This window comes from Candidatus Vicinibacter proximus (assembly GCA_016713905.1).
Lineage (GTDB): Bacteria > Bacteroidota > Bacteroidia > Chitinophagales > Saprospiraceae > Vicinibacter > Vicinibacter proximus.
In genome coordinates this window covers 1,715,734-1,739,120 of record JADJOE010000003.1, presented here as the reverse complement: position 1 = coordinate 1,739,120, position 23,387 = coordinate 1,715,734, and the positions used below count along the sequence as shown (strand labels likewise).

The 23,387-nt window shown below is 35.3% G+C and carries 20 protein-coding genes; 11 read left to right on the top strand and 9 right to left on the bottom strand.

Annotated elements, in window-relative coordinates; all coding sequences use genetic code 11:
* The first annotated feature begins 169 nt into the window (after positions 1–169).
* Positions 170–1,039, top strand: coding sequence for a PD40 domain-containing protein (locus IPJ83_15530; GenBank protein MBK7881949.1), 870 nt, complete (start codon positions 170–172; stop codon positions 1,037–1,039).
* Positions 1,040–1,163: 124 nt separating this feature from the next.
* Here the strand turns inward: IPJ83_15530 and IPJ83_15525 are convergent, their stop codons facing one another.
* Positions 1,164–1,658 (bottom strand): hypothetical protein, encoded by a 495-nt coding sequence (locus IPJ83_15525; protein MBK7881948.1) that lies wholly within the window; start codon positions 1,656–1,658, stop codon positions 1,164–1,166.
* Positions 1,659–4,175, bottom strand: a complete 2,517-nt coding sequence (locus tag IPJ83_15520) for a thiol protease/hemagglutinin PrtT (protein ID MBK7881947.1) — start codon at positions 4,173–4,175, stop codon at positions 1,659–1,661.
* Positions 4,176–4,908: 733 nt separating this feature from the next.
* Here IPJ83_15520 and IPJ83_15515 point away from each other — a divergent pair.
* The 10 genes from IPJ83_15515 (at position 4,909) to IPJ83_15470 (ending at position 15,868) form a co-directional block, all read left to right on the top strand.
* Positions 4,909–5,472 carry a dihydrofolate reductase gene (locus tag IPJ83_15515; protein ID MBK7881946.1) on the top strand — a complete coding sequence of 188 codons (564 nt, stop codon included), beginning with the start codon at positions 4,909–4,911 and terminating at the stop codon, positions 5,470–5,472.
* Complete coding sequence (locus IPJ83_15510; GenBank protein MBK7881945.1) at positions 5,469–5,795, top strand: winged helix-turn-helix transcriptional regulator; 327 nt, start codon at positions 5,469–5,471, stop codon at positions 5,793–5,795. The genes IPJ83_15515 and IPJ83_15510 overlap by 4 nt, the downstream gene beginning before the upstream one ends.
* Positions 5,785–6,753: an SRPBCC domain-containing protein gene (locus tag IPJ83_15505; GenBank protein MBK7881944.1), complete on the top strand. Its 969-nt coding sequence runs from the start codon at positions 5,785–5,787 to the stop codon at positions 6,751–6,753. Before IPJ83_15510 ends, IPJ83_15505 begins: the two co-directional genes overlap by 11 nt.
* A gap of 349 nt (positions 6,754–7,102) precedes the next feature.
* A complete protein-coding gene (locus tag IPJ83_15500; GenBank protein ID MBK7881943.1) occupies positions 7,103–8,446 on the top strand; it encodes an MFS transporter in 1,344 nt (447 codons plus the stop codon).
* Positions 8,447–8,534: 88 nt separating this feature from the next.
* The gene (locus IPJ83_15495; protein MBK7881942.1) at positions 8,535–9,728 is read left to right on the top strand and encodes an MFS transporter; all 1,194 of its coding nucleotides are present in this window, start codon (positions 8,535–8,537) and stop codon (positions 9,726–9,728) included.
* A 153-nt stretch (positions 9,729–9,881) separates the two neighbouring features.
* Positions 9,882–10,724, top strand: a complete 843-nt coding sequence (locus IPJ83_15490; GenBank protein MBK7881941.1) for a maleylpyruvate isomerase N-terminal domain-containing protein — start codon at positions 9,882–9,884, stop codon at positions 10,722–10,724.
* 210 nt (positions 10,725–10,934) lie between these two features.
* A complete protein-coding gene (locus IPJ83_15485; protein MBK7881940.1) occupies positions 10,935–11,786 on the top strand; it encodes a YitT family protein in 852 nt (283 codons plus the stop codon).
* 226 nt (positions 11,787–12,012) lie between these two features.
* Entirely contained in the window at positions 12,013–12,336 is a 324-nt protein-coding gene (locus tag IPJ83_15480) for a winged helix-turn-helix transcriptional regulator (GenBank protein ID MBK7881939.1), read from the top strand.
* A 187-nt stretch (positions 12,337–12,523) separates the two neighbouring features.
* Complete coding sequence (gene arsB, locus IPJ83_15475; protein ID MBK7881938.1) at positions 12,524–13,576, top strand: ACR3 family arsenite efflux transporter; 1,053 nt, start codon at positions 12,524–12,526, stop codon at positions 13,574–13,576.
* 18 nt (positions 13,577–13,594) lie between these two features.
* The gene (locus IPJ83_15470) at positions 13,595–15,868 is read left to right on the top strand and encodes a TonB-dependent receptor plug domain-containing protein (GenBank protein MBK7881937.1); all 2,274 of its coding nucleotides are present in this window, start codon (positions 13,595–13,597) and stop codon (positions 15,866–15,868) included.
* 523 nt (positions 15,869–16,391) lie between these two features.
* Here the strand turns inward: IPJ83_15470 and IPJ83_15465 are convergent.
* From IPJ83_15465 to IPJ83_15435, 7 genes are all read right to left on the bottom strand, one after another.
* A complete protein-coding gene (locus IPJ83_15465; GenBank protein ID MBK7881936.1) occupies positions 16,392–16,964 on the bottom strand; it encodes a hypothetical protein in 573 nt (190 codons plus the stop codon).
* Between the two features lie 405 nt (positions 16,965–17,369).
* On the bottom strand, positions 17,370–17,900 hold the full coding sequence (locus tag IPJ83_15460) for a Fic family protein (protein ID MBK7881935.1): 531 nt from the start codon (positions 17,898–17,900) through the stop codon (positions 17,370–17,372).
* 803 nt (positions 17,901–18,703) lie between these two features.
* Complete coding sequence (locus tag IPJ83_15455; GenBank protein ID MBK7881934.1) at positions 18,704–19,414, bottom strand: class I SAM-dependent methyltransferase; 711 nt, start codon at positions 19,412–19,414, stop codon at positions 18,704–18,706.
* 421 nt (positions 19,415–19,835) lie between these two features.
* The gene (locus IPJ83_15450; protein MBK7881933.1) at positions 19,836–20,987 is read right to left on the bottom strand and encodes a TlpA family protein disulfide reductase; all 1,152 of its coding nucleotides are present in this window, start codon (positions 20,985–20,987) and stop codon (positions 19,836–19,838) included.
* Between the two features lie 171 nt (positions 20,988–21,158).
* Complete coding sequence (locus IPJ83_15445) at positions 21,159–21,563, bottom strand: hypothetical protein (protein MBK7881932.1); 405 nt, start codon at positions 21,561–21,563, stop codon at positions 21,159–21,161.
* Between the two features lie 164 nt (positions 21,564–21,727).
* Positions 21,728–22,033 carry a hypothetical protein gene (locus IPJ83_15440; protein ID MBK7881931.1) on the bottom strand — a complete coding sequence of 102 codons (306 nt, stop codon included), beginning with the start codon at positions 22,031–22,033 and terminating at the stop codon, positions 21,728–21,730.
* 195 nt (positions 22,034–22,228) lie between these two features.
* Entirely contained in the window at positions 22,229–23,320 is a 1,092-nt protein-coding gene (locus IPJ83_15435) for a nuclear transport factor 2 family protein (protein MBK7881930.1), read from the bottom strand.
* Positions 23,321–23,387 lie beyond the last annotated feature (67 nt).

Sequence of the window (23,387 nt, the reverse complement as noted above, 5' to 3'; positions counted from 1 at the left end):
TTATTTTACGATTTGAATCATAAGTTCAATTTCATTTTGAACAGAGGTGTTGTTATTCTACTGGTCTTGATTTTTTTCTTTGCGGTTTGATCAGATTTTTAAAATTACAAAATCGGAGATCAAATATTTTTATAAATATTATCCTTTCTAATTAGTTAAAATTTATATTATGAACAGGCTACTTCTATATTGTTCCGTTTTTCTATTGTTCTTTTTACTCACAGGCTGCCCTTCAAATGATTCGTCTGACAGTGATTTCTCAGGATCCATCTATTATAATGATGGCTCTCAGGCCGGCGGAACATTGTTTAGGATATCAGCAAAAGATGGAAATGTTGAACAGCTGATGAATAATGCAATACAGCCGGACATCATGGCCAATGGGGATATCCTGGCCATCGAAAATCACCAAGGCAGAATCATGATTACGGACCTATACGGTGCAAATCGAAGAACGCTTGTTTCCTGGAGTGTGGATCCAAACAATAAAGACAGAAATTATTTAAACTCACCTCGTATTTCATTTGATCAGAAATATGTGGCATACGATGGGTATCCTTATAATCAAGTGACTTATGTGGTCGATGCTCAATCCGGACAATTGTTATTAAGCGTTGGTAATCCAGACAAGCTTGATCAAAGTTATTACTCACCAAGTTGGGCACCTGATGGTTCATTGATTGTTCAGGGAGCCCCATCTAGAAACAATGGACTTTATTTAATTGATAAGGATTTTAATTCCATCACCCGAATAGATCCTAATCTAACAGATGTAAACAGTCCCAGTGTAAGTCCGGATGGTAATACCATAGCATTTATAAGTAATTACGAATTGTGGACGATGGCATTTGATGGTTCAAATCCCAGGCAAATAAAAACAGATTTAACTGTGCCTTCTGCTCCAACCTGGTCTCCCGACAGTAGATACATTGCAGTAGTCAGCGGATTAAGAATTTATATGGTAGATGTAAGAAATTCAACCATAACGCGTCTTGAAGACAGCAGAGCCGCAGGCTCCCAACAAATTAGTTGGAAATAATTTCAGATAAACTGGTCTGTCATTTAAATGTTAAAAAATATATACGCGCTGGTATAATTAAGTTTTAAGAAAGTGTAATTGTATTATTAAACCTATTGCATTTCTAATATTTTTAGATTCTTTATCACTTTATAAGACATTTGCAGTTCTTTAATTTGTTTTTCAAAATCATTTGATTGATCTCTTTAACTTCGTCTTTAAACTTGAATCTGTTGCCACAATCATAGAGTTCAATAAATGGATTTTTGTCTTTTATTTGAACAAATAAATCATTTGCCGAGAAACCATCTTCCAATTTTAAATACATTTCATAATTTAGTTTCAGTAATGCAGTTTGTGCATTGATGCCTCGGTTATCCAAAAAATATTCCCGGATCAATTCTGTAGGATAAGTGTATGCATTATTTTTGTACAGATCTTGTTTTGAAGGGTATGCAATAATTTTGGATCTGTCTGCAGAAAGCATCACGGGCACAAGGAATTTATAAGACTCCTCTCTCATTTTATAAATCATCGTTGGTGGCCCTGAACTGTCAAAATCATTTACGACCCCCTTCCGTGTGCAACTCAGGCAAAACATTAAAGTAATAAGTATACTTGAAATTCTATCCAAGTTCATCTAATGCAAAATGTTTATTTTTACTGAATTTGATTCCATTAATTGGTTCTGAATTTTAAGATAATAGAAACCATTTTGGAGCTTGCTTACATCTATCGGTATTTTTTCAGTACCAATGGAAATGTTATTTATTACTTTTATAAGTTGTCCTGTGGTATTAAAAATTTTAATATCACTTGGTCCGTTAAGAGTTTTATTAGTTTCTAAATAAAGGAGCTTTTGTACTGGATTTGGAAAGCAATTCAGCATATTTTCATTTATGAAATCCTTACTTGCTGAAGGCTGAGTTTTAGTGATATTTAAATCCAAGATATAAGTTCCTGTTTCGCCTGCAGAATAGGGGGCAATATAGAACAAGGCCTCACCTCCGTTTTTCAATATCAGACTATTGGGTATTGAGTAGTCAAAGGCTTCAGAATATCCATTGCCAAGATCATAGGAAATTAAGATATCAGCAGAGTAATCCTTACCATCCAGGCTACTGAATCGATCACCTATTTTAGTTTCAATTTTATAATCTGATCCTGCAGGCAATATTACTTTATAAAAATCATACTCTGTCCTGTTATGAAAATTTGAACCTATGGTGCTGACATGAGCCTGACTTCCATTAAAAGTATATGGCAAATTATAGGCAGTTTCTCTTGAGTTATTGTCTTCATATTTATCGGCAATAATTCCCGGGGAAACAACATTGATCAATACTGGGTTGTCGTGTAAAGTGTTGGATAGGATGTACCAATCAGTGTAATCAGTTGAATTAAACAGTGCAATATAATAACTGCCGGGATCAAGGGATAATCCATCATTTGTAAATTGAAATCCTGAATTAAAAAACCCCGCCTTGATTTCTGTATTTTCGATTTCAGCTATAGTTTCAACCCATTTACCTTCTTGGTCAAAAATATCTGCCGACAACCATCCCTTAAAATCGGTAGCTCCATAATTAGCAATATCGGTAGTTATCGTAAACGCCTGATCCTGTACGATCGGGTTGGAGCTGAAATTCATTTTTGAATACATGGCAATTACATTTGCATTGCTGGCCACCGTCAGACTTATTGGGTTATTGTAGGTGGATTGATTGATTAAAGTCCATTCCTTGTCTGTATTGCGGTAATAAAGGCCAATGGTATGCTTTCCAGGAATAAGCGTCATCCCGGCAGAGTTAAATTCGTAGGTATTGTAAAATCCATTTTGAAGATTTTGGTTGTTTAAGATTTGAACAAAATCTACAAAGACACCTTCATTGGTGAAAACAGCTGCACAAAAGTCCCCACTAAATGCCGACATTCCTAAATTAGCAATTTTCACTGAGACTTTGAATGCTTGATTTGAACCCAATGAAGTAGGATTAACTTCCATGGTTGAATAAAGACTGAGATCAAAACTGCCTGTAATGATTTGCTCTGGCTGAATACCCAAAATGGCATAATGTCCTGAATTGTATCCTCCGGTCCCTCCACCGGTTCCGACTCCACCCGGATTAAGGGCATCAATGGTAAAATAACCATCATAAGCGCCACCCCATCCCCAATTGATATGAAAGAAATAATTGTTGTCGTATCCATCGATGTCAAAAAAATGACCACCTCCTGTGCCGGCACCTCTGTAAAGCAAGGGCCTTGAATTGTCAAGTTCGTTTTTTAATAAATTGACCCATTCTGCAGTTCCATAATTCTGGCGGTTGTAAACCTGAGTTGACTGTTTATAGCCAAAGTATGTTTTGAATGCTTCATCAATGTTGTATAATCCTGAAGAACTTGTTTGTGGACTGTAGTCCATGTTTTGTGCTACACCACAATGGTACATCAAATTTGCAACATCAAAGTTGTAGCCTCTGACGTCATTTGGCATTTTGGACCAATCGTATGTTGCATTCCCAAAATTAACTGAAAGTGTACCATAGCTTGGGTGATTATAAGAGTGAAATCCGGTGCCCTGTTTTGGATAATTCCAATACTTCATAATTTGTGCCATGGCAGTAGCTCCGCAACCTGTCACAGAGCCTCCCGGACAAAGGTCATTGTAATAAGGGCGTTGATTCCAAATGGTATTCATCAGCGGTAAAACACTTGAAATTTGATCCTTGACAGAAAATATACCTTGGTAATAGTCCTGCCAAAGTTGTTTGATTTCAGGAGTTGCTTGCAGCTTATTTTCTCTGATATAAAAAATCTGCTCCTTGTATTCAGTCAACCACTTTTGAAGATTTATCGGCATGTCTATGTTGGTAAATCTACCCTTTATTGAGTATCCCATCACTGGAGTAGCTACATCTTCTGCGGAGATGATTATAAATCCATCGTTGGCATTTAAGTTAAAGATAAAAAAAACAGGAACGTGATTTGTGGATTCTACCTTATGTGCAAGCTCAACTTTTTCAATTTTAACCACCGAAATGTGGTTCGCAAAAAATAAGGCCACTTGTTTTGCAACTTCAAGGTTCACCGTAGTGGAAAAACCATTCAGGTGTATTGAATTCATTAAAATCAATAAGCAAAGTACCTTTTTCATAATAATTCAAATTAATAGGTAAGAAAAGTTAATAAACAGAATAAGAAGAAACACTCAAGAATTTGTCCGATGGCCCTGATGAGAAATTATTAAGGAACAAAATTGAAGAAACTGGACCAACTTACTTTTTGCATTAAATTCAAAGGTAAACTTTTATTTATTAGCTTGGACAATAGTTAATATTTTTTTTTAATTTATCAAAACGGCCCATCGACAGGGGTTTATCGTATTTTTGGACTTCAGGTAATTAATTTAACTTGTATGATTAAGAATTTTCAAAACACCTATTAATGAGGCAAATCTATTTTTTGTCTTTTGCGGCTCTTGGTAGTCTGACAAGCTGTTGTGATTCTAAAATCTGGGAATGAGCAAATAGCTCGTCTCTACATTTAATCTATTTAAGAAATCACATTTAATCGTTTTTGAGAGTATGGTTCTGCGACAGCCGCATTCCAATAATTTCCTTTTACGGAGAAAGATAGTTAGCCTAAACCAACTCTGCTGGTCATTGGGTTACCGTCCACTTTTGGAATATATCCGGTAGGATTTAAGCAAAAATTGCCAGTATGCATCATTTTTTGCATTATTCAAAATTGGAATGGTGGCCTTTGTGCCGCTTCAACATGGGACAACTTTGCTAGTTTTTTATTTTTTTAATGTTTTTTATTTGCGAAACCAAATAGTTGCATATATATTTGCAACTGATTAGTTTCATAAATAAAATATTTTAAATATGCGAAAATTAAAACTGCAAGTCCAAATGTCCATGGATGGATTCATTTCCGGGATAAATGGGGAAATGGATTGGTTGACCTTTGATTGGTCTGAGGACCTGAAAGGGTATGTCCGGCAGCTAACAGAAGAGGTGGATACAATTTTGTTGGGAAGAAAACTGGCAGAGGGTTTTATTCCGCACTGGACGGCCTCTTTGCAAAGTCCCGAACCGGAAGAGGGGGCAGAAGTTTTTGTGCATACGCCAAAGGTTGTGTTTACCAAATCCCTGCTCACTTCAGAATGGAACAATACAGTTTTAGCAAGAGGCGAACTCGTGGATGAAATTTTTGCATTAAAAGAACGTGAAGGGAAAGACATGATTGTCTATGGTGGCGGAAAGTTTGTATCATCATTATTCAAGGAGCATTTAATTGACGAACTCCATTTGTTTATCAATCCGGTGGTGCTGGGGAAAGGACTCCCTATTTTCCAAAGCGTAACATCCAAACAAAATTATGAGTTGGTGGATGTCAAAAGGTTTGAATGCGGAATTGTAGTAATGTGCTATCAATCAAAAAAATGAGAAGAGATGTATTCCAGGCAATTGCCGACCCAACAAGGAGGGCCATCATTTTGTTGATTGCATCCCAATCAATGACGCCCAATGCAATAGCAGAGCACTTCAGTACTACAAGGCAGGCAGTCTCCAAGCACTTAAAAATATTAACTGAATGCAAGCTGGTAAAACAAGAGCAGTCAGGACGAGAAATTTTTTATCAACTGAACGCGGATAAGATGAAGGAAATTGACAAGTGGCTGGCACAATTCAGAAAAATCTGGGAGAGCCGATTCAATGAATTAGACAGAGTGTTATCAAATTTAAAAAAAATAAAAAATGAACAGTAATCTTTTATTCGATTTTTCAATAGACCGGCAGAACAAAACAATTGCCGTAAAAAGGGAATTTGCAGCGGGCCTTGATTTGGTATGGGATGCCTGGACCAATCCGGAAATACTGGATCTTTGGTGGGCACCAAAGCCTTATCAAACAAAGACAAAATCCATGGACTTCAGAGAAGGAGGACATTGGTTGTATGCGATGATTTCACCGGAAGGAGAGACACATTGGTGCAGGGCCGATTATAATAAAATAGCCAAACTGCAGAGTTACTCGGGACTGGATGCTTTCTGTGATGAAGAGGGAAAAGTCAATCAGGACTTTCCCCGCTCTTTTTGGACCAATACATTCAGTGAAAAAGATGAAGTTACTACTGTGAATATTTTAATAGCCTATGATGAATTAGCAGATCTGGAAAAAATAATTCAATTGGGATTCAAGGAAGGATTCACCATGGCATTGGGCAATCTTGATCAATACATTGAAGCACAATTTAAAATTAGAAAAGAACTCAGAACAAGCAACCATGCAAGAGTATGTACTTATCTTAATTTTCCAGGGAACACAGAAGAGGCATTTGTTTTTTACAAATCAGTTTTCAGAACTGAATTCAATGGAGGTGGCATCCAACGATTCAGTGACTTACCTGTTGATGATAGCCAGCCACCTCTTGCTGAAGAAGTAAAGAAAATGGTCCTGCATGTAGAATTGCCAATAACTGGCAACCATGTTCTGATGGGAACGGATGCTCCAAAAGAAATGGGGTTTACGGTTGTCCAGGGAAACAATATGCACATCAGCATCGAGCCGGAAACAAGAGAGGAAGCCAAAAGAATTTTTGATGAATTATCTGTAGGAGGAAATGTGAGTATGCCTTTGCAGGATATGTTTTGGGGCGCTTATTTTGGTTCATTTACTGACAGGTATGGAATAAACTGGATGGTCAATCACATCACTTCAAAATAAAGCAAAAGTTTTTTATTGCGCATGGCATTAATTGTGTTGACTAACTCAACAGAGCCTTTAAACAAAATTTTGAAAATGACTTATCTTCAATTGGATGAAATTGCAAGATTCATTTATTGTTAAGAAAGTATTTTTCGGTTATTTTAAATTTATTCAACTGAAAGGAAAAATTTAGCATCTAAGAATATAAATTGCTTTAGCGAAAGTTGCTTTTGTATTTTTTGCGGCCTTGCTGACACAATAAGTTAGCATACGGAATATTCTCTTCCATCAATGAGACAATATTTCATTACTATTGTGAAAATTGTAATGAATCTGCATTTATTGAATTGAAAAAAATCCAAGATACATGGCCAAAGTCCTTCCTGCACTTTCAGAGAATTCGTTTTTAAGGTATTTTAATTTTATCGCATTGTACGTTGCACAGGGTATTCCTGAGGGAATGGCATTGTTTGGTATTCCTGCCTGGATGGCGATGAACGGAAAAACCCCTGGAGAAATTGGGACCTTTGTGGCAGCATTCGGATTGCCCTGGAGTTTAAAAATTTTAGTCGCTCCTTTGATGGATAGGTTTACTTATTTGCCTATGGGCCGTAGAAGACCATGGGTAATCATTGGACAATTGGGATTGATCTTAAGTTTTATTGTTATGGCTTTTGTGCCGGATCCATTGAATCATCTCAACATGCTGGCACTTGCAGGTATGGCCGTTGGATTTTTTGGAGCTTTTCAGGATGTGGCTACAGATGGAATGGCGATTGATGTGGTGCCGGTTGATCAGCAGGCAAGAGCAAATGGACTGATGTGGGGTGCAAAGATAATCGGGACATCCACATCCCTCGCAGTGGGAAGTTGGCTGCTCAACCATTATGGTTTTACTTATGCCATTCTTATGCTTTCGGTAATGGTTGGTTTAATCATGTTTGTACCCCTATGCTTAAGAGAACGTCCAGGTGAAAAAATCCTGCCATGGAGCAAAGGCGTTGCATCCGCTGAAACTAAAAAAATGCAGTTAAGCAGTTGGTTTGATATTTTTAATTCTTTGTACCGGGTATTTAGTTTGCGCAATAGTTTGGTGTTGGCAGTACTTGTATTTATCACGCAAGGGTCTTTTAATTACATCGCGACCCTGCTCCCCATATTTACCGTCCAGGCGCTGGGTTGGTCCGATCAGGCATATTCGAATTATTTTGCGACGGCAAGTTTAGTTGGTGGCATTGGAGGAATGTTGATAGGGGGTATTTTGATTGATCGATTTGGGAAAATAAGGATGATGAATATTTATCTCGTAATTCTTATCTGCATGACCATTGGTTTCGTATTGTTAAAGCTTCAATGGGCAAGTACCTGGTTTATTGTAAGCTTTATGATTGTTTATCAACTGCTGTATGTGTTTACCTGCATCGGTGTATTTGCCATTGCCATGCAGTGCTGTTGGAAAAAAGTTTCAGCCAGTCAGTTTACCATTTACATGACCATTTCAAACATGGGTAGAATTGTGGGTGCCAAATTGATCGGTCCAATCAAGTTTCAATTCTCATGGGAATATACGGTGTTGGCGTTTTCCATCATGATGCTTTTAGGCTTTGTGATCATTCAGTTTTTGCACATGAAAAATCACTTAAAACATTTGGATGATCTGGAAACTGAATTTGCTAATAAAGATTTTAGACCATTAATGGATAAAGCATAAACTGTTGAATTTTGAATATAAAAATGATTAAATACGCCTTAATTTTTCATTGAATGAGTAATAGTTATAATCTATTTAAATTATAATTTTGAAATACATCACACGCACGGTTTGGATTTTGTCGGTGGTGAGTTTGCTCACGGATACCGCAAGTGAAATGCTCTATCCGGTAATGCCAATTTATTTAAAAACCATTGGCTTTTCCATTTTGTTTATAGGCATTCTGGAAGGATTTGCGGAAGCATCTGCCGGTCTGAGTAAAGCATATTTTGGCAAGTGGTCTGACGTGTCGCAAAGACGTGTACCTTTTGTACAAATGGGTTATGCACTAAGCAGCATTTCAAAACCCATGATGGCCATATTTGTATTTCCATTGTGGATCTTTTTTGCAAGATGCATTGATCGATTGGGAAAAGGTATCCGTACTGGTGCACGAGATGCCATGCTTTCAGATGAAGCAACTATCGAAACCAAGGGAAAGGTTTTTGGATTTCACCGCTCAATGGATACTTTTGGCGCTGTGTTGGGTCCTGTACTTGCCTTAATTTATCTTAGTTACTACCCTGATAATTACAAAACATTATTTTTCATTGCATTTGTTCCCGGTATTTTTGCAGTACTGGCTTCTTTCTTCTTAAAAGATAAAGAACATGAAAAATCAGAGCAGAAAGTTGCGTTTTCTTTTTTTTCCTTTTTGCAATACTGGAAAGAAAGTCCGATAGCATACAAGAGGCTGGTGATGGGATTACTTATTTTTACTTTATTCAATAGTTCAGATGTTTTTCTCTTATTAAAGTTGAAGGATGCTGGATTTGGGGATAGTTTGGTGATCGGCATTTACATATTTTACAATCTGGTTTATGCTTTATTTTCTTTTCCAATGGGTATACTTGGCGACAAGTTTGGCTTGAAATCCATTTTTATTTTTGGCCTTACTTTGTTCGCGATAGTATATTTTGGAATGACACAAAGTGCAGATTTGGTTTACTTCTGCATCCTCTTTTTAATGTATGGTATTTATGCTTCCTCCACGGAAGGAATTTCAAAAGCCTGGATTTCAAATATTACCAATAAAAAAGATACGGCAACTGCGATCGGAACATTTTCCGGATTGCAAAGTTTGTGTACCATGCTTGCCAGTTCAATTGCAGGTATCATCTGGTATAATTGGGGCCCATCCGCAGCCTTTTTTACCACCGGATCTGTAACGCTTGGGGTGATCTTATACTTCATTTGGATTCCAAAACCCATATCCATTTCTGAGGACATGGATATAAAGTAAAAAAAAATCAACTTTAACACCAGTGTTATAATTTGATTTTAATTTTCATTGTTTAATATCTTGAATTTTTACTTTATATTTGGATTAAGAACTTTTTACATTTTTACTTCATGGTAGTTTTATAAAATATTTATAATTGACTTTATTTTGACCATAAAAAATTCACCGCCGGTTCCTATTCCAACTTTACACTTGTTTCCGGTTTTGGACAAGTTGTTGATCGAATTATTAAAGTCCCTTACTCCGGACGAATGGAATTTGCCAACCATAGCAAGACAATGGACGGTAAAGGACATTTCAGCCCACCTGCTGGACGGTAATTTAAGAAGCCTTTCCGCATCCAGAGATAATTATTTTGTTCAGCGGGATGTAAATTTTGCATCTTATGGTGATTTGGTAATGTATCTAAATCAATTGAACCATGAATGGACCCATGCCGCCAAAAGACTGAGTCCGCAAATAATCATTTACTTGTTGGAATTATCCGGAAAGCAATATGTAGAACATTTGAATTCACTGGACCCTTTTAGCAAGGCTATTTATTCTGTAGCCTGGGCAGGACAGGATGTTTCTGAAAATTGGTTTCACATAGCCAGAGAATATACCGAAAAATTTCTGCATCAGCAACAAATACGCGATGCTGTAGGTCTTCCTGGGCTGATGACGAAACAGTTGTTTTTACCTTTTATGGATATCATGATGTTTGGCATGTTACCGGCCTTCAAAGATGTTGCAGCGGAGAATGGAACATCCATAAGCATTGTAATTAGTTCTGAGATTGGAAGCTGCTGGAATCTTTACAGAAAGAACGACAGCTGGTGCTTTAAAAAAGACCCGGATAAACAACCGGATGCAATATTGGAAATAGAACCTGATCTTGCCTGGAAATTATTTTCTAAAGGTATTTCGCCAGCGGAAGCCTTGCCCAAGGTTAAAATATCCGGAGATATTGCACTGGCAAAATATGCTCTAAAGATGGTTTCGGTTATGGCCTGAGGGATATCCATTAATGAGCTGTTAGATCTGGTAAATAACTCTAACTTTAATGGTGCCTTGTAAAAAAAAATAATAAATGTTAAAAAAAACGTATGACTTGGATATGAATCATTTATGATTAATTTTGTTAGACTCTTTCTTTGAAAATATTTCTTGTTTTACAAATCGATTGATCGCAGTTTCATTTTATTTAATCACGAATGTATATTTATGTGGAGACAAATAAAAGATTTTATTTTAATTACTGCAGGTATATTTTCAGCAGCATTTGGATTTAAGGGATTTCTTTTGACGAATCAATTTATCGATGGAGGAGCGACTGGAATTTCGTTGTTGTTGTCTGCTTTGACTTCCGTGCCACTCTATGTATTTATTATTGTTGTCAATATTCCATTTATCCTTCTTGCCAAATCCATCCTTGGGAAATCATTCGCCATCAAAACATCAGCAGCTATTTCAGGATTGGCTCTTTGTTTGGCTACAGTTAGTTTTCCCAATGTGACAGATGATAATTTGCTGGTTGCGGTTTTTGGAGGATTTTTTCTTGGAGCTGGAATTGGACTTTCTGTAAGGGGTGGGGCTGTCATTGATGGAACAGAGGTGTTGGCCATTTACTTGAGTAGAAAATTGGGAACCACAATAGGGGACATCATTATCCTGATCAATGTACTTATTTTTTCTGCAGCTGCTTACTTGCTTTCCGTAGAAATTGCATTGTATTCCATGATCACCTACATTTCCGCATCCAAGACCCTTGACTTTATTATAGAGGGAATAGAAGAATACATTGGGGTTACCATAGTATCTCCTTACTGTGAAGCCATCCAACAAATGATTGTGGAAACGATGGGTAGGGGAGTTACAATTTATAGTGGGAAACGTGGATTTGGTAAGCGGGGTGAATCCAACGAAATGGATATTGTATATACTGTTTTGACCCGACTCGAAATAAACAAATTAAATACTGAATTAGAAAAAATTGATCCGGATGCATTTGTCATCATGAGTAGTATCAAGGATACTAAAGGAGGTATGATAAAGAAAAGACCTTTAAAGCATTGAGGTGTTTTCAAGTGGTGCATGGTCATGGTAAACGATTTGGTATTTTATTCATATTTTACCATTACAGGAGGATCATCAACACACTATTCAAAAGCATCCCCGTTTCATGTGCTAATCTGCCCAAGAGTGGACTCTTTAGAAGTAACATCCCCTGGGATATTTAGAATTTATTCATGGGGTCCGGAGCCATATTATTCGTATATTTGCGAATTAAATATGAAGATTCATGGTTACTAAAACGCATAAGTTTACCAAGCGGCAAGAGTTGATAGCCAGATTTGCACATTCCCTGTCTAACCCCATTCGGGTTTCGATTCTGGAGCTTTTAGCAAATAAGTCCTGTTGTTACCACGGAGATCTTTCAGAAGAGTTTCCTATTGCAAACAGCACATTATCTCAACATTTGAAAGTTTTAAAAAAGGCAGGGCTGATCCGGGGCGAGATCACCCCACCAAAAACAAAGTATTGTATTAATCCGGAGAATTGGGGACTCGCTAAAGGCTTGCTCATGGGATTTTTTGATCAATCCATACACCAATTGGATTGTTAAATTTGGAAAATTATAATTTATGTTCGTTAAAGTACGAATATAATAAAATTTAAATGTCTTTTATTTTGGAGGAGAAGTTGATGGTTTTTTGCAACCCATTTTTACCTCATGTCAGCAGAATCGGGATTCATAAAATCACTTTGAACGGGTGAATTGAATTCAGCAGTTATTTTAAAATTAAATAAGGATGAAGACAAAGTTAAAATTTTTAGATAGATTCCTAACACTATGGATTTTTTTGGCGATGCTTATTGGTGTAGCACTGGGCTATTTTTTTCCCGGGATCTCACAATGGACTGAATCATTTTCTGTTGGGACAACGAATATTCCATTAGCCATTGGTTTGATATTGATGATGTATCCCCCTTTGGCAAAAGTGGATTACTCTTTGCTGCCAAAAGTATTTCTGGATAAAAAAGTCATCAGTCTTTCACTGATTCTAAACTGGTTTATTGGTCCGATTCTCATGTTTTTACTTGCAGTTATTTTTCTTAGGAATGAACCTGATTACATGGTTGGATTGATTCTGATAGGATTGGCGAGATGCATTGCCATGGTGATTGCATGGAATGATTTGGCAGGCGGAAATCGGGAGTATGCCGCTTTATTGGTTGCACTAAACAGTATATTTCAATTGTTAACCTATAGTTTGTACGCTTGGTTTTTTATTAACGTATTACCACAAAAATTTGGTTTAGGTAATTTTAATATTCATGTACCAATGGGTGAAGTGGCTCAAAGCGTAATGATATATTTGGGTATTCCTTTTATAGCAGGATTTGTCAGTCGTTACCTGTTGATTAAATTGAGGGGCCTGGAATGGTTCAACAGAATTTTTATCCCGAAAATTTCTCCCATGACTTTATATGCATTACTTTTTACCATAGTGCTGATGTTTAGTTTGAAGGGGGATAAAATTATGGAGCTCCCATTTGATGTTATCCAAATTGCCATTCCACTGGTGGTATATTTTGTACTTATGTTTTTTATCAGTTTCTTCATCAACAAATACATGAATGTGGAATACAGCAAAAATGCTTCTGTGGCATTTACCGCCACGGGCAATAATTTTGAATTGGCCATCGCTGTTGCCATTGCAGTATTTGGGATTCATTCGGGACAAGCTTTTGCGGGAGTAATAGGACCGTTAGTGGAAGTTCCGGTGCTGATTTTATTGGTGAAGGCCAGCCTTTATCTTAAAAGGAAATATTATCATTTCGAAAATCCAATAGCTTCATAAATCGGCAACCAGTTGAGTATGAAAAAAAAATATTTTTTGATTTTGTTATCCATTATGCAAATCGCGATTTGGGTAACAAGAGGAAAAGCTCAGGCAATCTTCAAGGGAGAGATCACCGATATTAATGAGCAGTATCTCCCATATGCTATGGTCTCTTGGTATGGAACGAAGATATTGACACAATCGGATGAGAAAGGTTGCTTTTCATTACCCTTTCCTCCGGACACCGTTCATCAGCCATTTAGATTGATTGCAGAATATGCAAGCATCCGGGATACTTTTGAGTTCGATGATTTATATTCTTACTGGACATTCAAAATGGACGCGACCGTAACCTTAGAAGAAGTTAAAGTTTACGATCAGCGAAAAGGCGCCTATGTTTTGTCTTTGCAACCTGTCAAGATTGAAGTGATCAACAGGACTGAGATGAGAAAGGCTGCGTGTTGTGATCTGGCCGGCTGTTTTGAAACCCAGAGTTCTGTTCAACCTCAGACCACCAACATTCTTACCAATGCCAAAGAACTACGTATTCTTGGATTGAGTGGTGTTTATAATCAGGTTTTGGTGGATGGTCTGCCAACTATTCAGGGATTGACTTATACCTATGGAATCAGTACGCTTCCCGGAAGTATGGTAGAAAATATTTGGGTGGTCAAGGGATCCAACAGTGTCTTGCAAGGGTATGAAAACATGGTCGGACAAATTACAGTATTTCCCCGTGAAGGTGGTACAGCTGAACCATTTACTGCGGATCTTTTGGTCAATAGTTTTAACGAGAAACACCTGAATGCAAGCACAGCAATGGTGAAGAATGATTGGTCCAATTATCTCACCATGCATACCTCTCAACCGGGAAATAAATGGGATAGGGATAAGGATAGATTTTTAGATTTGCCTTTGCTTACCCGTTATTCGGCATACAATAAGTTGCGTTACAGAAAGGAAAATCAAAATGGTTTTAGTTCTTTTTTGGGAATCAGGTTAGTTGACGAAAAACGCATTGGCGGACAATCTTCCTTTGATTCGGAAACTGATCGTGGCAGCACACAAGCCTATGGGCAGCTGATTCAATTCAAGCAAACAGAAATTTATACAAAATCTGGTTATCGCTTGAATGACAATCAGAAGATTTCCTTGCTCGCAAGTAAGGTGGGGCATGACCAGCAATCCTGGTTTGGGGTGGTGCGATATCAAGGTCAACAAATCCACCAATATGCTAATCTGCAATACGAATTATTTTACGGTACAAAAAAACAACACGATTTCAAAACAGGTTTTTCTTTTCGACACTTGCAAGCAAAGGAAGATATTTCGTTTTATTCCGATACGGTGCAAAGAAGCTATGCCGGTAAATATTCTAAATTGGAAAAAATTCCGGGATTTTTTATGGAAAATATTTTCAAATCAGTTGATGAAAAATTAACTGCAATAACCGGTATTCGTGCAGATCATCACAATGACTTTGGTTGGTACTTGACACCCCGGGTTTTGGTAAAATATAAAATAAAGGAAGAAACTGATTTACGAGTATCCTTTGGAACAGGATGGCGTACTGTTAATTTATTTTCAGAAAATATTAATTTACTTACCGGAAATCGGGACATACTTTTTAAAGAATCTTTAAAGCCGGAGGAATCACTAAATTTTGGACTAAGTCTTACACAGAATTACAGTCTAGGAATTTTGGATTTTTCCGGCAGTTTGGATTATTACCATACACAGTTTAAGAATCAATTTTTTCCGGACTATGATTCAGATTTTTCATTAGCGATCATTCAGAATTTTACACAACCATCCCTATCCAATGGACTCCAGGCAGAAATTTCTGCTGAGGTACTGAACAAGGCAAGTTTTAAACTTTCCTATAATTTTTTAGATGTTTATCGAAAGATAGCAGATGAGAAACAGCTTCTGCCATTCAATGCCAGAAACAGAATACTTGCAGTAGCAGGTTTTCATTCCAGAAGACCTTTATGGCAGGTGGATATGAATCTACATTGGTACGGTACGCAAAGGTTACCAAGTACTTTATCCTCACCGTTAGAATATAGGCAGGCTTTAACCTCAAAACCATTTACCATAGTTAGCCTTCAGTACACCCATACATTTAAAAATTTGGAAATTTTTGGTGGATGTGAAAATATTTTAGATTTTAGGCAATTGCGGCCAATTGTAGGATATCAGAATCCCTTTGGAAAATATTTTGATACCTCCTTTGCTTGGGGACCTACACGTGGCAGGGAATTTTATTTTGGTTTTCGTTTCAAAATTCCAAAGCTGAAGGAAGAATGATAATTTTACACACCTTTTTAAATTTAGTTCCCTTTTTAAAGAATTAAACTCAAACTTATTTGCTGGTCACTTTTTGATGTATTCTAAATTGCGCTGATTAATTTTAAATTAGTAGAGAGTAAGTAAGCATGCAACAATCTCATTTTAAGTATTATGGTTCGTGATGAAAGATTCAATACAAATAGAGAAGAGAGCTCCCATTCAGATACGACCTTTGATTACCATATAGGTAATGAACTGCACTTCATTAAGCGAATAAATTCTACCAGCAGCATCAAACAAGCAGGTTTTAGTGACACGATTAACAGCAGGTCAACTTGACTGCATTTAGCTGGTAGGTCTACCTAACAGCATCCAGCTTGTAGGCGGGCATGGAAACTAAATAAAAGATACTAGAAGGTATTTTGACTTGAAATAGAATTTCTAATGCATAATATGGGTTAAACCCACAAACTTATATCCAGAAATTAAAATAATGACCAGCTATTTCAAGACAAGCTAATATGAAATTATACAGCATTTATCACTGGTCCGTTTCATAAATAATATTTACCATCTTATACTCTTTGTGCCAAAGCCTAAACGAAAAGTAAAAAATTGAAATGAACATAAGTCCATAAATTACATACAATGGTCTGCCCACTAATTCTCTAAATGAATTATATAAAGAGATATTATAGAACTGACCTAAATTATGAATTGTCGCTAAAAAACTCACGAAAATTAATACTCTTACTAACACATACCCTGAATGAGCAAGAAGCGTTTTTTTGTTTTTTGGGGTTTTGTAGAAGATTTCAAGAAATCGTCCTTTTTCATTAAAATATATCTCCGAAACATAGTCAATCAGATTATTCGAAGTGGATCTAATTTTTGTCGCATTATACTTAAATGAATAGTAGTAAAATGCATAAATAATCAGTCCAACAATAATCAAATTGGCAATAATTAAACCAGTCCAGCCAACGCCAAAAAACTTATATAAGGGATTTTGTTCACCTGACGGGTTGTCAAAAAACCAAAGACTTGTCGAATAAAAGTCGCAACCTCTGGCAAAGAGAAGAAGAAATGTGAGTAGGTAAAATTTAATTTTCATAATATGGATTTATGCAAGAATGAACTTTAGAAATTTTCACGTCCACAGACATTGGCTATAAAACGAATGTGAGATTGTTTTTATTTTAATTGACATATGGTTGAATTTTTCTCCCTTTTTTTACTTAATCCATTTCCCATGGCAAATTATAAATCTCGACTGGCTGTTGCTGGGGAAATTTCCCTAAAATTCTTCAACCCATATATTGCATTAGGGTTTCGAAATGAAAGGCAAAAGACCAATAAAGACAAGCACTCCCATGACTGAACGATCTTTAATTACCATCAAAGTAATGAACGACAGTTCATTAAGTGAATGACTTTTCCGACCACCGGTGTAACCATGTCTGACTGCGTCAAGCAGGCAGGAGCGAAAGCTGAAATTCTTTGACTTGGAGCAGAAATTCTAATGCAATATATGGTTCAAGTATTCTTTCCGGGAAAAATTGCTGATTTTGACAATTGATTTTAATAACTTCATCCGTTCTATATTTGAATGCTTAAGGTTTTGATTGCTTAATAGGTCTGGCAGCGATTCAATAATAATCTCAAGCATAAATTCAATGAAGACAGTGGATTCTCCCGAACTATCTGAATTTCCCAATGAATCATAATATTGTTGTTGTCGTTCTTTTATTAGTATTTCAATTGGTAAATATTCAAAAACTGGATAAGTTTCTTTTAAAATTAGTGTTAGCCATAATCTCCCCATTCTACTGTTTCCATCCATAAATGGGTGAATGTACTCCATTTCATAGAGAAACACACAACTCTTGATTAAAACCAAATCATCATCATTTTTCAAATAATCAAACCAATCATTCATTAACAACTTCAGCATTGCTCTTGGTAGGGCAACTTGCGCAACTTCAGAGCCTTTAACTATCCTTATTGATTTATTTCTAAGTCTGCCAGTAGAATCAATGAGTCCATTCATTAGAATTCCTTGTGCTTCACAGAATGTATTAAATCATAAGGAATTAAATGATCAATATAATGATAAGCGGTAACTGCATTGTTCAGCTAGCCAATTTTCTCTGAAATTAAGGCAACAATCTTTAATATCTGTCCAGTTATTTTATAAGATGATTTCATTTTTTGAAGCACTGATAGTATCAGTTGATACTATCAAAGATTAATAATTATGTTTCATCCGAATTTATTAATCGATTTTTAAGATTATATACCTAAAATCTAACTCATAAAAATGCCTACGTCACCATTCACCTTCAGTAAATAATTGAATTGTTCTGCAACCAAATTTTATGGAAAGCAAATCATTACCGTAAATAGAGCAGACAATTACAGAAAAGAGAAAAGTCTTTGATCAAGATACAGATGCTGTTATGGGTTGGTTTTATATAAAATAGAAGGTTATAAAAATTTGCTTAAAGACAGTTTATATTGTTCAATTAATTGCAAATTCAGCTTGACATTTCCTTAATTGAATAACATGTCCCTAGTAAGTTTGACAAGATATGTAAGTCTGCTTTTATTTAGGATTATATTTATAGGCTTAATCACCAGAATCACATGAAAGTGCCAGAAATAATTAGGGTATTTTTCAGTGCTCGAATTCCGTTTGAGTGAATCACCATAACTTAATGAAACTCTGCATGACTAAACTGGGAAGGGAGTATACTTGGCAGGTGCTTAAAGTATTTTGCCTTCGATTTGGTGAAGCAGAATAATGTGAGAGATGCACTCAGTTAGAATAATTTGATTCTTTCGCTTAATCGTTTATGAGTTTAAATTATTTGTCAGAACTAATAGTGAAAATCCTCCTAATAATTTCACGGCAAGATCTTCATTTGATTTAAAAAGTAATTTTCTTGGTAAAGTTGCAATTTTTGATTTTAGTGTCTTTCTTGGTAATTCCAAAGAACCTGCAGTATAAAAGTAATCTACAATGTCATAACCTGAATCAACTAATGTTGCAATAGCTGTTTCTTTCATAAAGTAATGCAAATGACCTACCGAATATCTTGCAGACATTAGATTATTTCTCAAGATCCCTTGAGCAGAAATATCTAAGGGAATATGAAATATTGTATTTTTTGCTTTGTTTTTGGACAATTTCAGAAACCCTAAATAATCATCAACATGTTCAAATACATCAATCATCAATAATAAATCGAAGCATGCATTTATCTCTAATAAATTTTCATTCTTAAATTCTAATCTTTCCTTTTCTCTTGTTTTGGCAAGACTTATTGCATCACTCGAAATATCATATCCTGTATAACTTACATAATTTGGCATTGATAAATGTAACTGATTTAGTATTTCACCAGCGCCGCAACCTATTTCTGCAATTGTTTTGGGATTTATAGGGTTTCGGTTTAGCATTTTAATAATTTGTTTTGCTTTCCAGGGCGAATCCTCAACATGCCAAGTTGGATTATTTTTCAAGTATTCGCCATTTTCTTCTATGTAAATTTTTTCGGACATAGGTTTTATTATTTGAAATTAACAATATGGTTTTAGAATTATATTTTATAATTATTTTAAAGGTTATTGATCCGGGTACAGAGGTAAAGATAATAAAAAATTGGAATGGTTTGACTTTGGAGTGATTCCATTTTTCATAATTAATTATCAGAGTGTAACTGATGGATGTGGTTTATTTCATTTTAAGCTCTTGAGTAAGCTTCCACGGCTGGTTCTAAAGCCAGAATAACCAAGATTTTCAAAACGTGAATTTTATTTACCTTCCCTGGATGAAGGGTAATATGAAAAGAATAAGACCAGGTTCAAAACTTATGAGCCAAAACGCATTTCTATATTTGATCATGGTTTGAACGGATCTCTATATCAAAATAGTACTGCATTTGAGCAGATCTATGTGGTTTCTGCAAAATTTGTTTCGTCTTTAGTTAATTTCAATAAAGAGAACCGAAGAAAAGTAAGGTTCTAATCGTAGTCCAAACTTAGACTCTAATTGTTTGTTTAATTCTTCAATATTCGTAAACTTCTCCAGTTCTAAATTGTATTTAAAAACATCACTCCCTTTGTATTGAACAAATGTCCGCAACTTCCTTTCAAAAAAGGAAGCTAACTCAGCTAAAGACAACCTGGTTATTATAAACTTATTTTCTTTAGATTCTGCCATTCCGCCACCTTCAATTTCTTCTGTATTTAATTTTAATTTTTTGTCATCCACTATTACTATCGAATACGTTTCTACATCTTTATTTTCTTTTTTTATTTTAAAATTGAATACTCTTTGTAAGTCATCTATTATTCTTTCTTTTTCGAATTTGTAATTAATTTTATTTGAAGAACTCTTTGATATTAAATTTATGAAAATGGTATCTAATTCAAATTTATTATTTACCATCTGTAGGTCAGATACGTTAATTAAATCTTGAATAATATCTACAACGGTTGCCCCTCTATAGTAAATATTGATTGCACTATCCAGGTAAACTCCCTTTTGAGTTTTAGCTTCAAATTCTTCGTTTTTGTCACTAATAGAAATTTGATAAGTATAGATTGCGTCTTCATTTTTAGGTATGTCCAAATAATATTTTCTTAATGATGATTGGGTTGGGGTAAGGACCTGTTCATTTGAATTTATACGATGTAATACTTCCTCTAAATGGATGGAATTTCCTACCCATACAAGAGTGTCTTCTGGATTAATCACAGCAGTTAAGGGTCTTGCTTCAACTGCAAATAGTTTAAAAAGTGTTTTGTTTTCATCAGTGAAAAATGAAATAAGATGGTTTCTTTTTGATAAAAAATTGGAAACCCTTGTTTTGGATTCGTCACTAACTGCCACAATTTGTATTTTATTCCGAAGAGCAGTTTGAATACTGTCTAAATGTGGAAATGAAGCAATACAAGGTGCACACCAAGTTGCCCAAAAGTCCAAAATAATAATTTTGTTATTGTCTAGCTGAGCATTATTTAGTGCATTGAGGTTAATTGATCTTAAGTCTATTTTGTCGCCAATTTTTACTTGGCAGAAGACTGTGGATGGGATGGTGATAAGTAGTAAAATCGATAGTTTCAATTTCATACAATAGATTTTAACATTTGCGAATAACGCTGAGAATTTGACCTGGCGTTTTTACCAACTGCCAAGTTGAACAGCTTGAGTAGTCTGAAAATTGGAAAAGCACTTCAACATAGCTAAGATATGATGAAGATCAATTTGTCTATTTCTAATTTAGGGATAAATATTATATTGTCATTTTGCTCTCATCTTATTCCCTTTAGGATCGTGTGTAACTTCTGCAAGCCCAAGTTTTTCCATTAATGGTGGGATGTACATGCCAAATCTTCCACGGAGTCCTTTTTTTAGTCCATACCAACCACCATTTGGATTATTTTCTGATCTACCCCAGGCTTCAACAGTTCCTTCCTTTGCAGGTTTTTGTTCGTCTGCACTACCTAATTCCATCCAATCTCCATGGTGTTTAAGCATGGTATGCAATTCTGACAAGCATTTTGCATCATACATTAGCGTTGTCTTGCCAACGATACACATAATAACATCTTTTCCGTCTTTTACATCTCGATACATTTCGTAGTCTGAAGTCAGTGGTGGAGTTTGTAATTTCCACGGATTTTCTTTTGTTCCTTCCTTTGACATATTTATTTGTTTTAAATTTTATCTTTAATTTGTTTAGGCTAAAGGATAATTATAAAATCCTTTAAATTAGATTTGAAGGCTGGTATTGAACCAAAGTATGATTAGAAGTAATTTTTTAAATTCATTTGTTAAAGAAGAGTAGGTTTTTCTATATAATTTAATAATTATGGATAATATCCATATACGTGAGAAGTCTGGTCTAAATCTACCTTTCCCCAGAGCAATAACATAAGAATAATCTGTGAGGCAAAGTGAATTATCGTTACTATGAGGGATGGTTTTCGATCATGTTTTAATTTTTTGTACTTTTTTATATATGCCTCCAATGAATTAACAATTGTGCGCCATAGTAAGAATCTTGAAGCATGAGTCATTATGCCAATTTTTCTAACAGCCGGTGCTTTGATGTTCAATAACTCAGAAATTTCCATTCTGAAAGTTGAAGAAGATGTTACTTTGGAGGTTGACATATTTTTGAATTCAAAGTTAATAATTTGTTCTAATTTCCATGTTAAGTTTATGAGGAATTTTTATAACTTAGGTAGGAAATAGGATTGAAATGCCCTTTGGTATTAAGCTTTAACTATAGTCATTTTAACATGATTTTAATGATTTTGGCTTTATTAAATTTTCTAATGCAGGCTTCTTGCAATAATTTTAAGAAATTATCTGACAACTGTTGAAGAAATACTTGTCATTTTCCAGTTACCATTAATATTCTGAAAAGTTGATGTCCAGGCAAATGTGGTTAATTCATCGTTTTCCTCAATAGTTTTTATTCTTACTCTTTTATTTACATGCATATATGCCATGGTTCCGTCCATTGAAACCTTAATAATTGGTTGTTGCAAATCATCCCATTCTATAAATCTTACTGTGTCAAAATATCCTTGAAACCTTTTAATGAGCTCATCTTTTTTGGGTGAACTGATTTTGCCATTGCTAATTTCCATAAATTCATCTGACATCATGGATACCAATAGCTTAGCATCATGACTGAAATGTGCTTTTCTTTGCAATTCGTGCAATTCCATGATTTTTTTTATGGCAGTGATTTTCATTGGAATATCAAATGCGGCAAGGTTAATTTGATTAATCTTTAAGGTATGAAAATTTAATTCAAAAATACCCTGTTGGTCAAGGAATGAGACACTGGATGGAAGTTGTAAGTTTCCTACTTTTTTCCATTCTTTAATTTCCATTCTAATGGTTTCAGGTTTTTCACTAATAGGACTGAAAATTATTATGCCAAGCAAAAGATTTGTGTTTTTATCAAAATATAATTGAGCGGTTTTGTTCAATTCATCTATACCGGATAATTTTACAGCTTGTTTACCTGCGAAGTATTCATAACCATTGAATTTCAAATCCTTGAATCTTTCAGTAAGATGAGTTGCAATCCATGGAAGTTCGTGCGACCTCCAGGCAAAAGCCAAAGATTTGTTAGAAATTTCTACCTCTTTACCAATTGTCCAATAAGTATCGACGTTTACTATACCAACATAATCAGGTTTATTTTTCCTTATTTGTCTAAAAATTGTCTTTGATTCAGAAGCAGAATGTATCTCAGTCTGATATTCTCCGTTTGGACCTGTGCAATTAGCAAGAGAATAAATGTTTTGTACTCCTAAAATATTACTTTGTCCACCAATTTCCTTAGTATATTTTTCAAGCACCGCTGAAACATTTTCTTGTCCAGATAGTAATGATGTCCAAAATGTCAATACTCCAACAATATAAAATTTCATTTTATTCATGATAAAAATTTAAACTTGCTCATAAAAGTGGACAGAAAGATAAGATAGAAAATTAATAATTTCACCT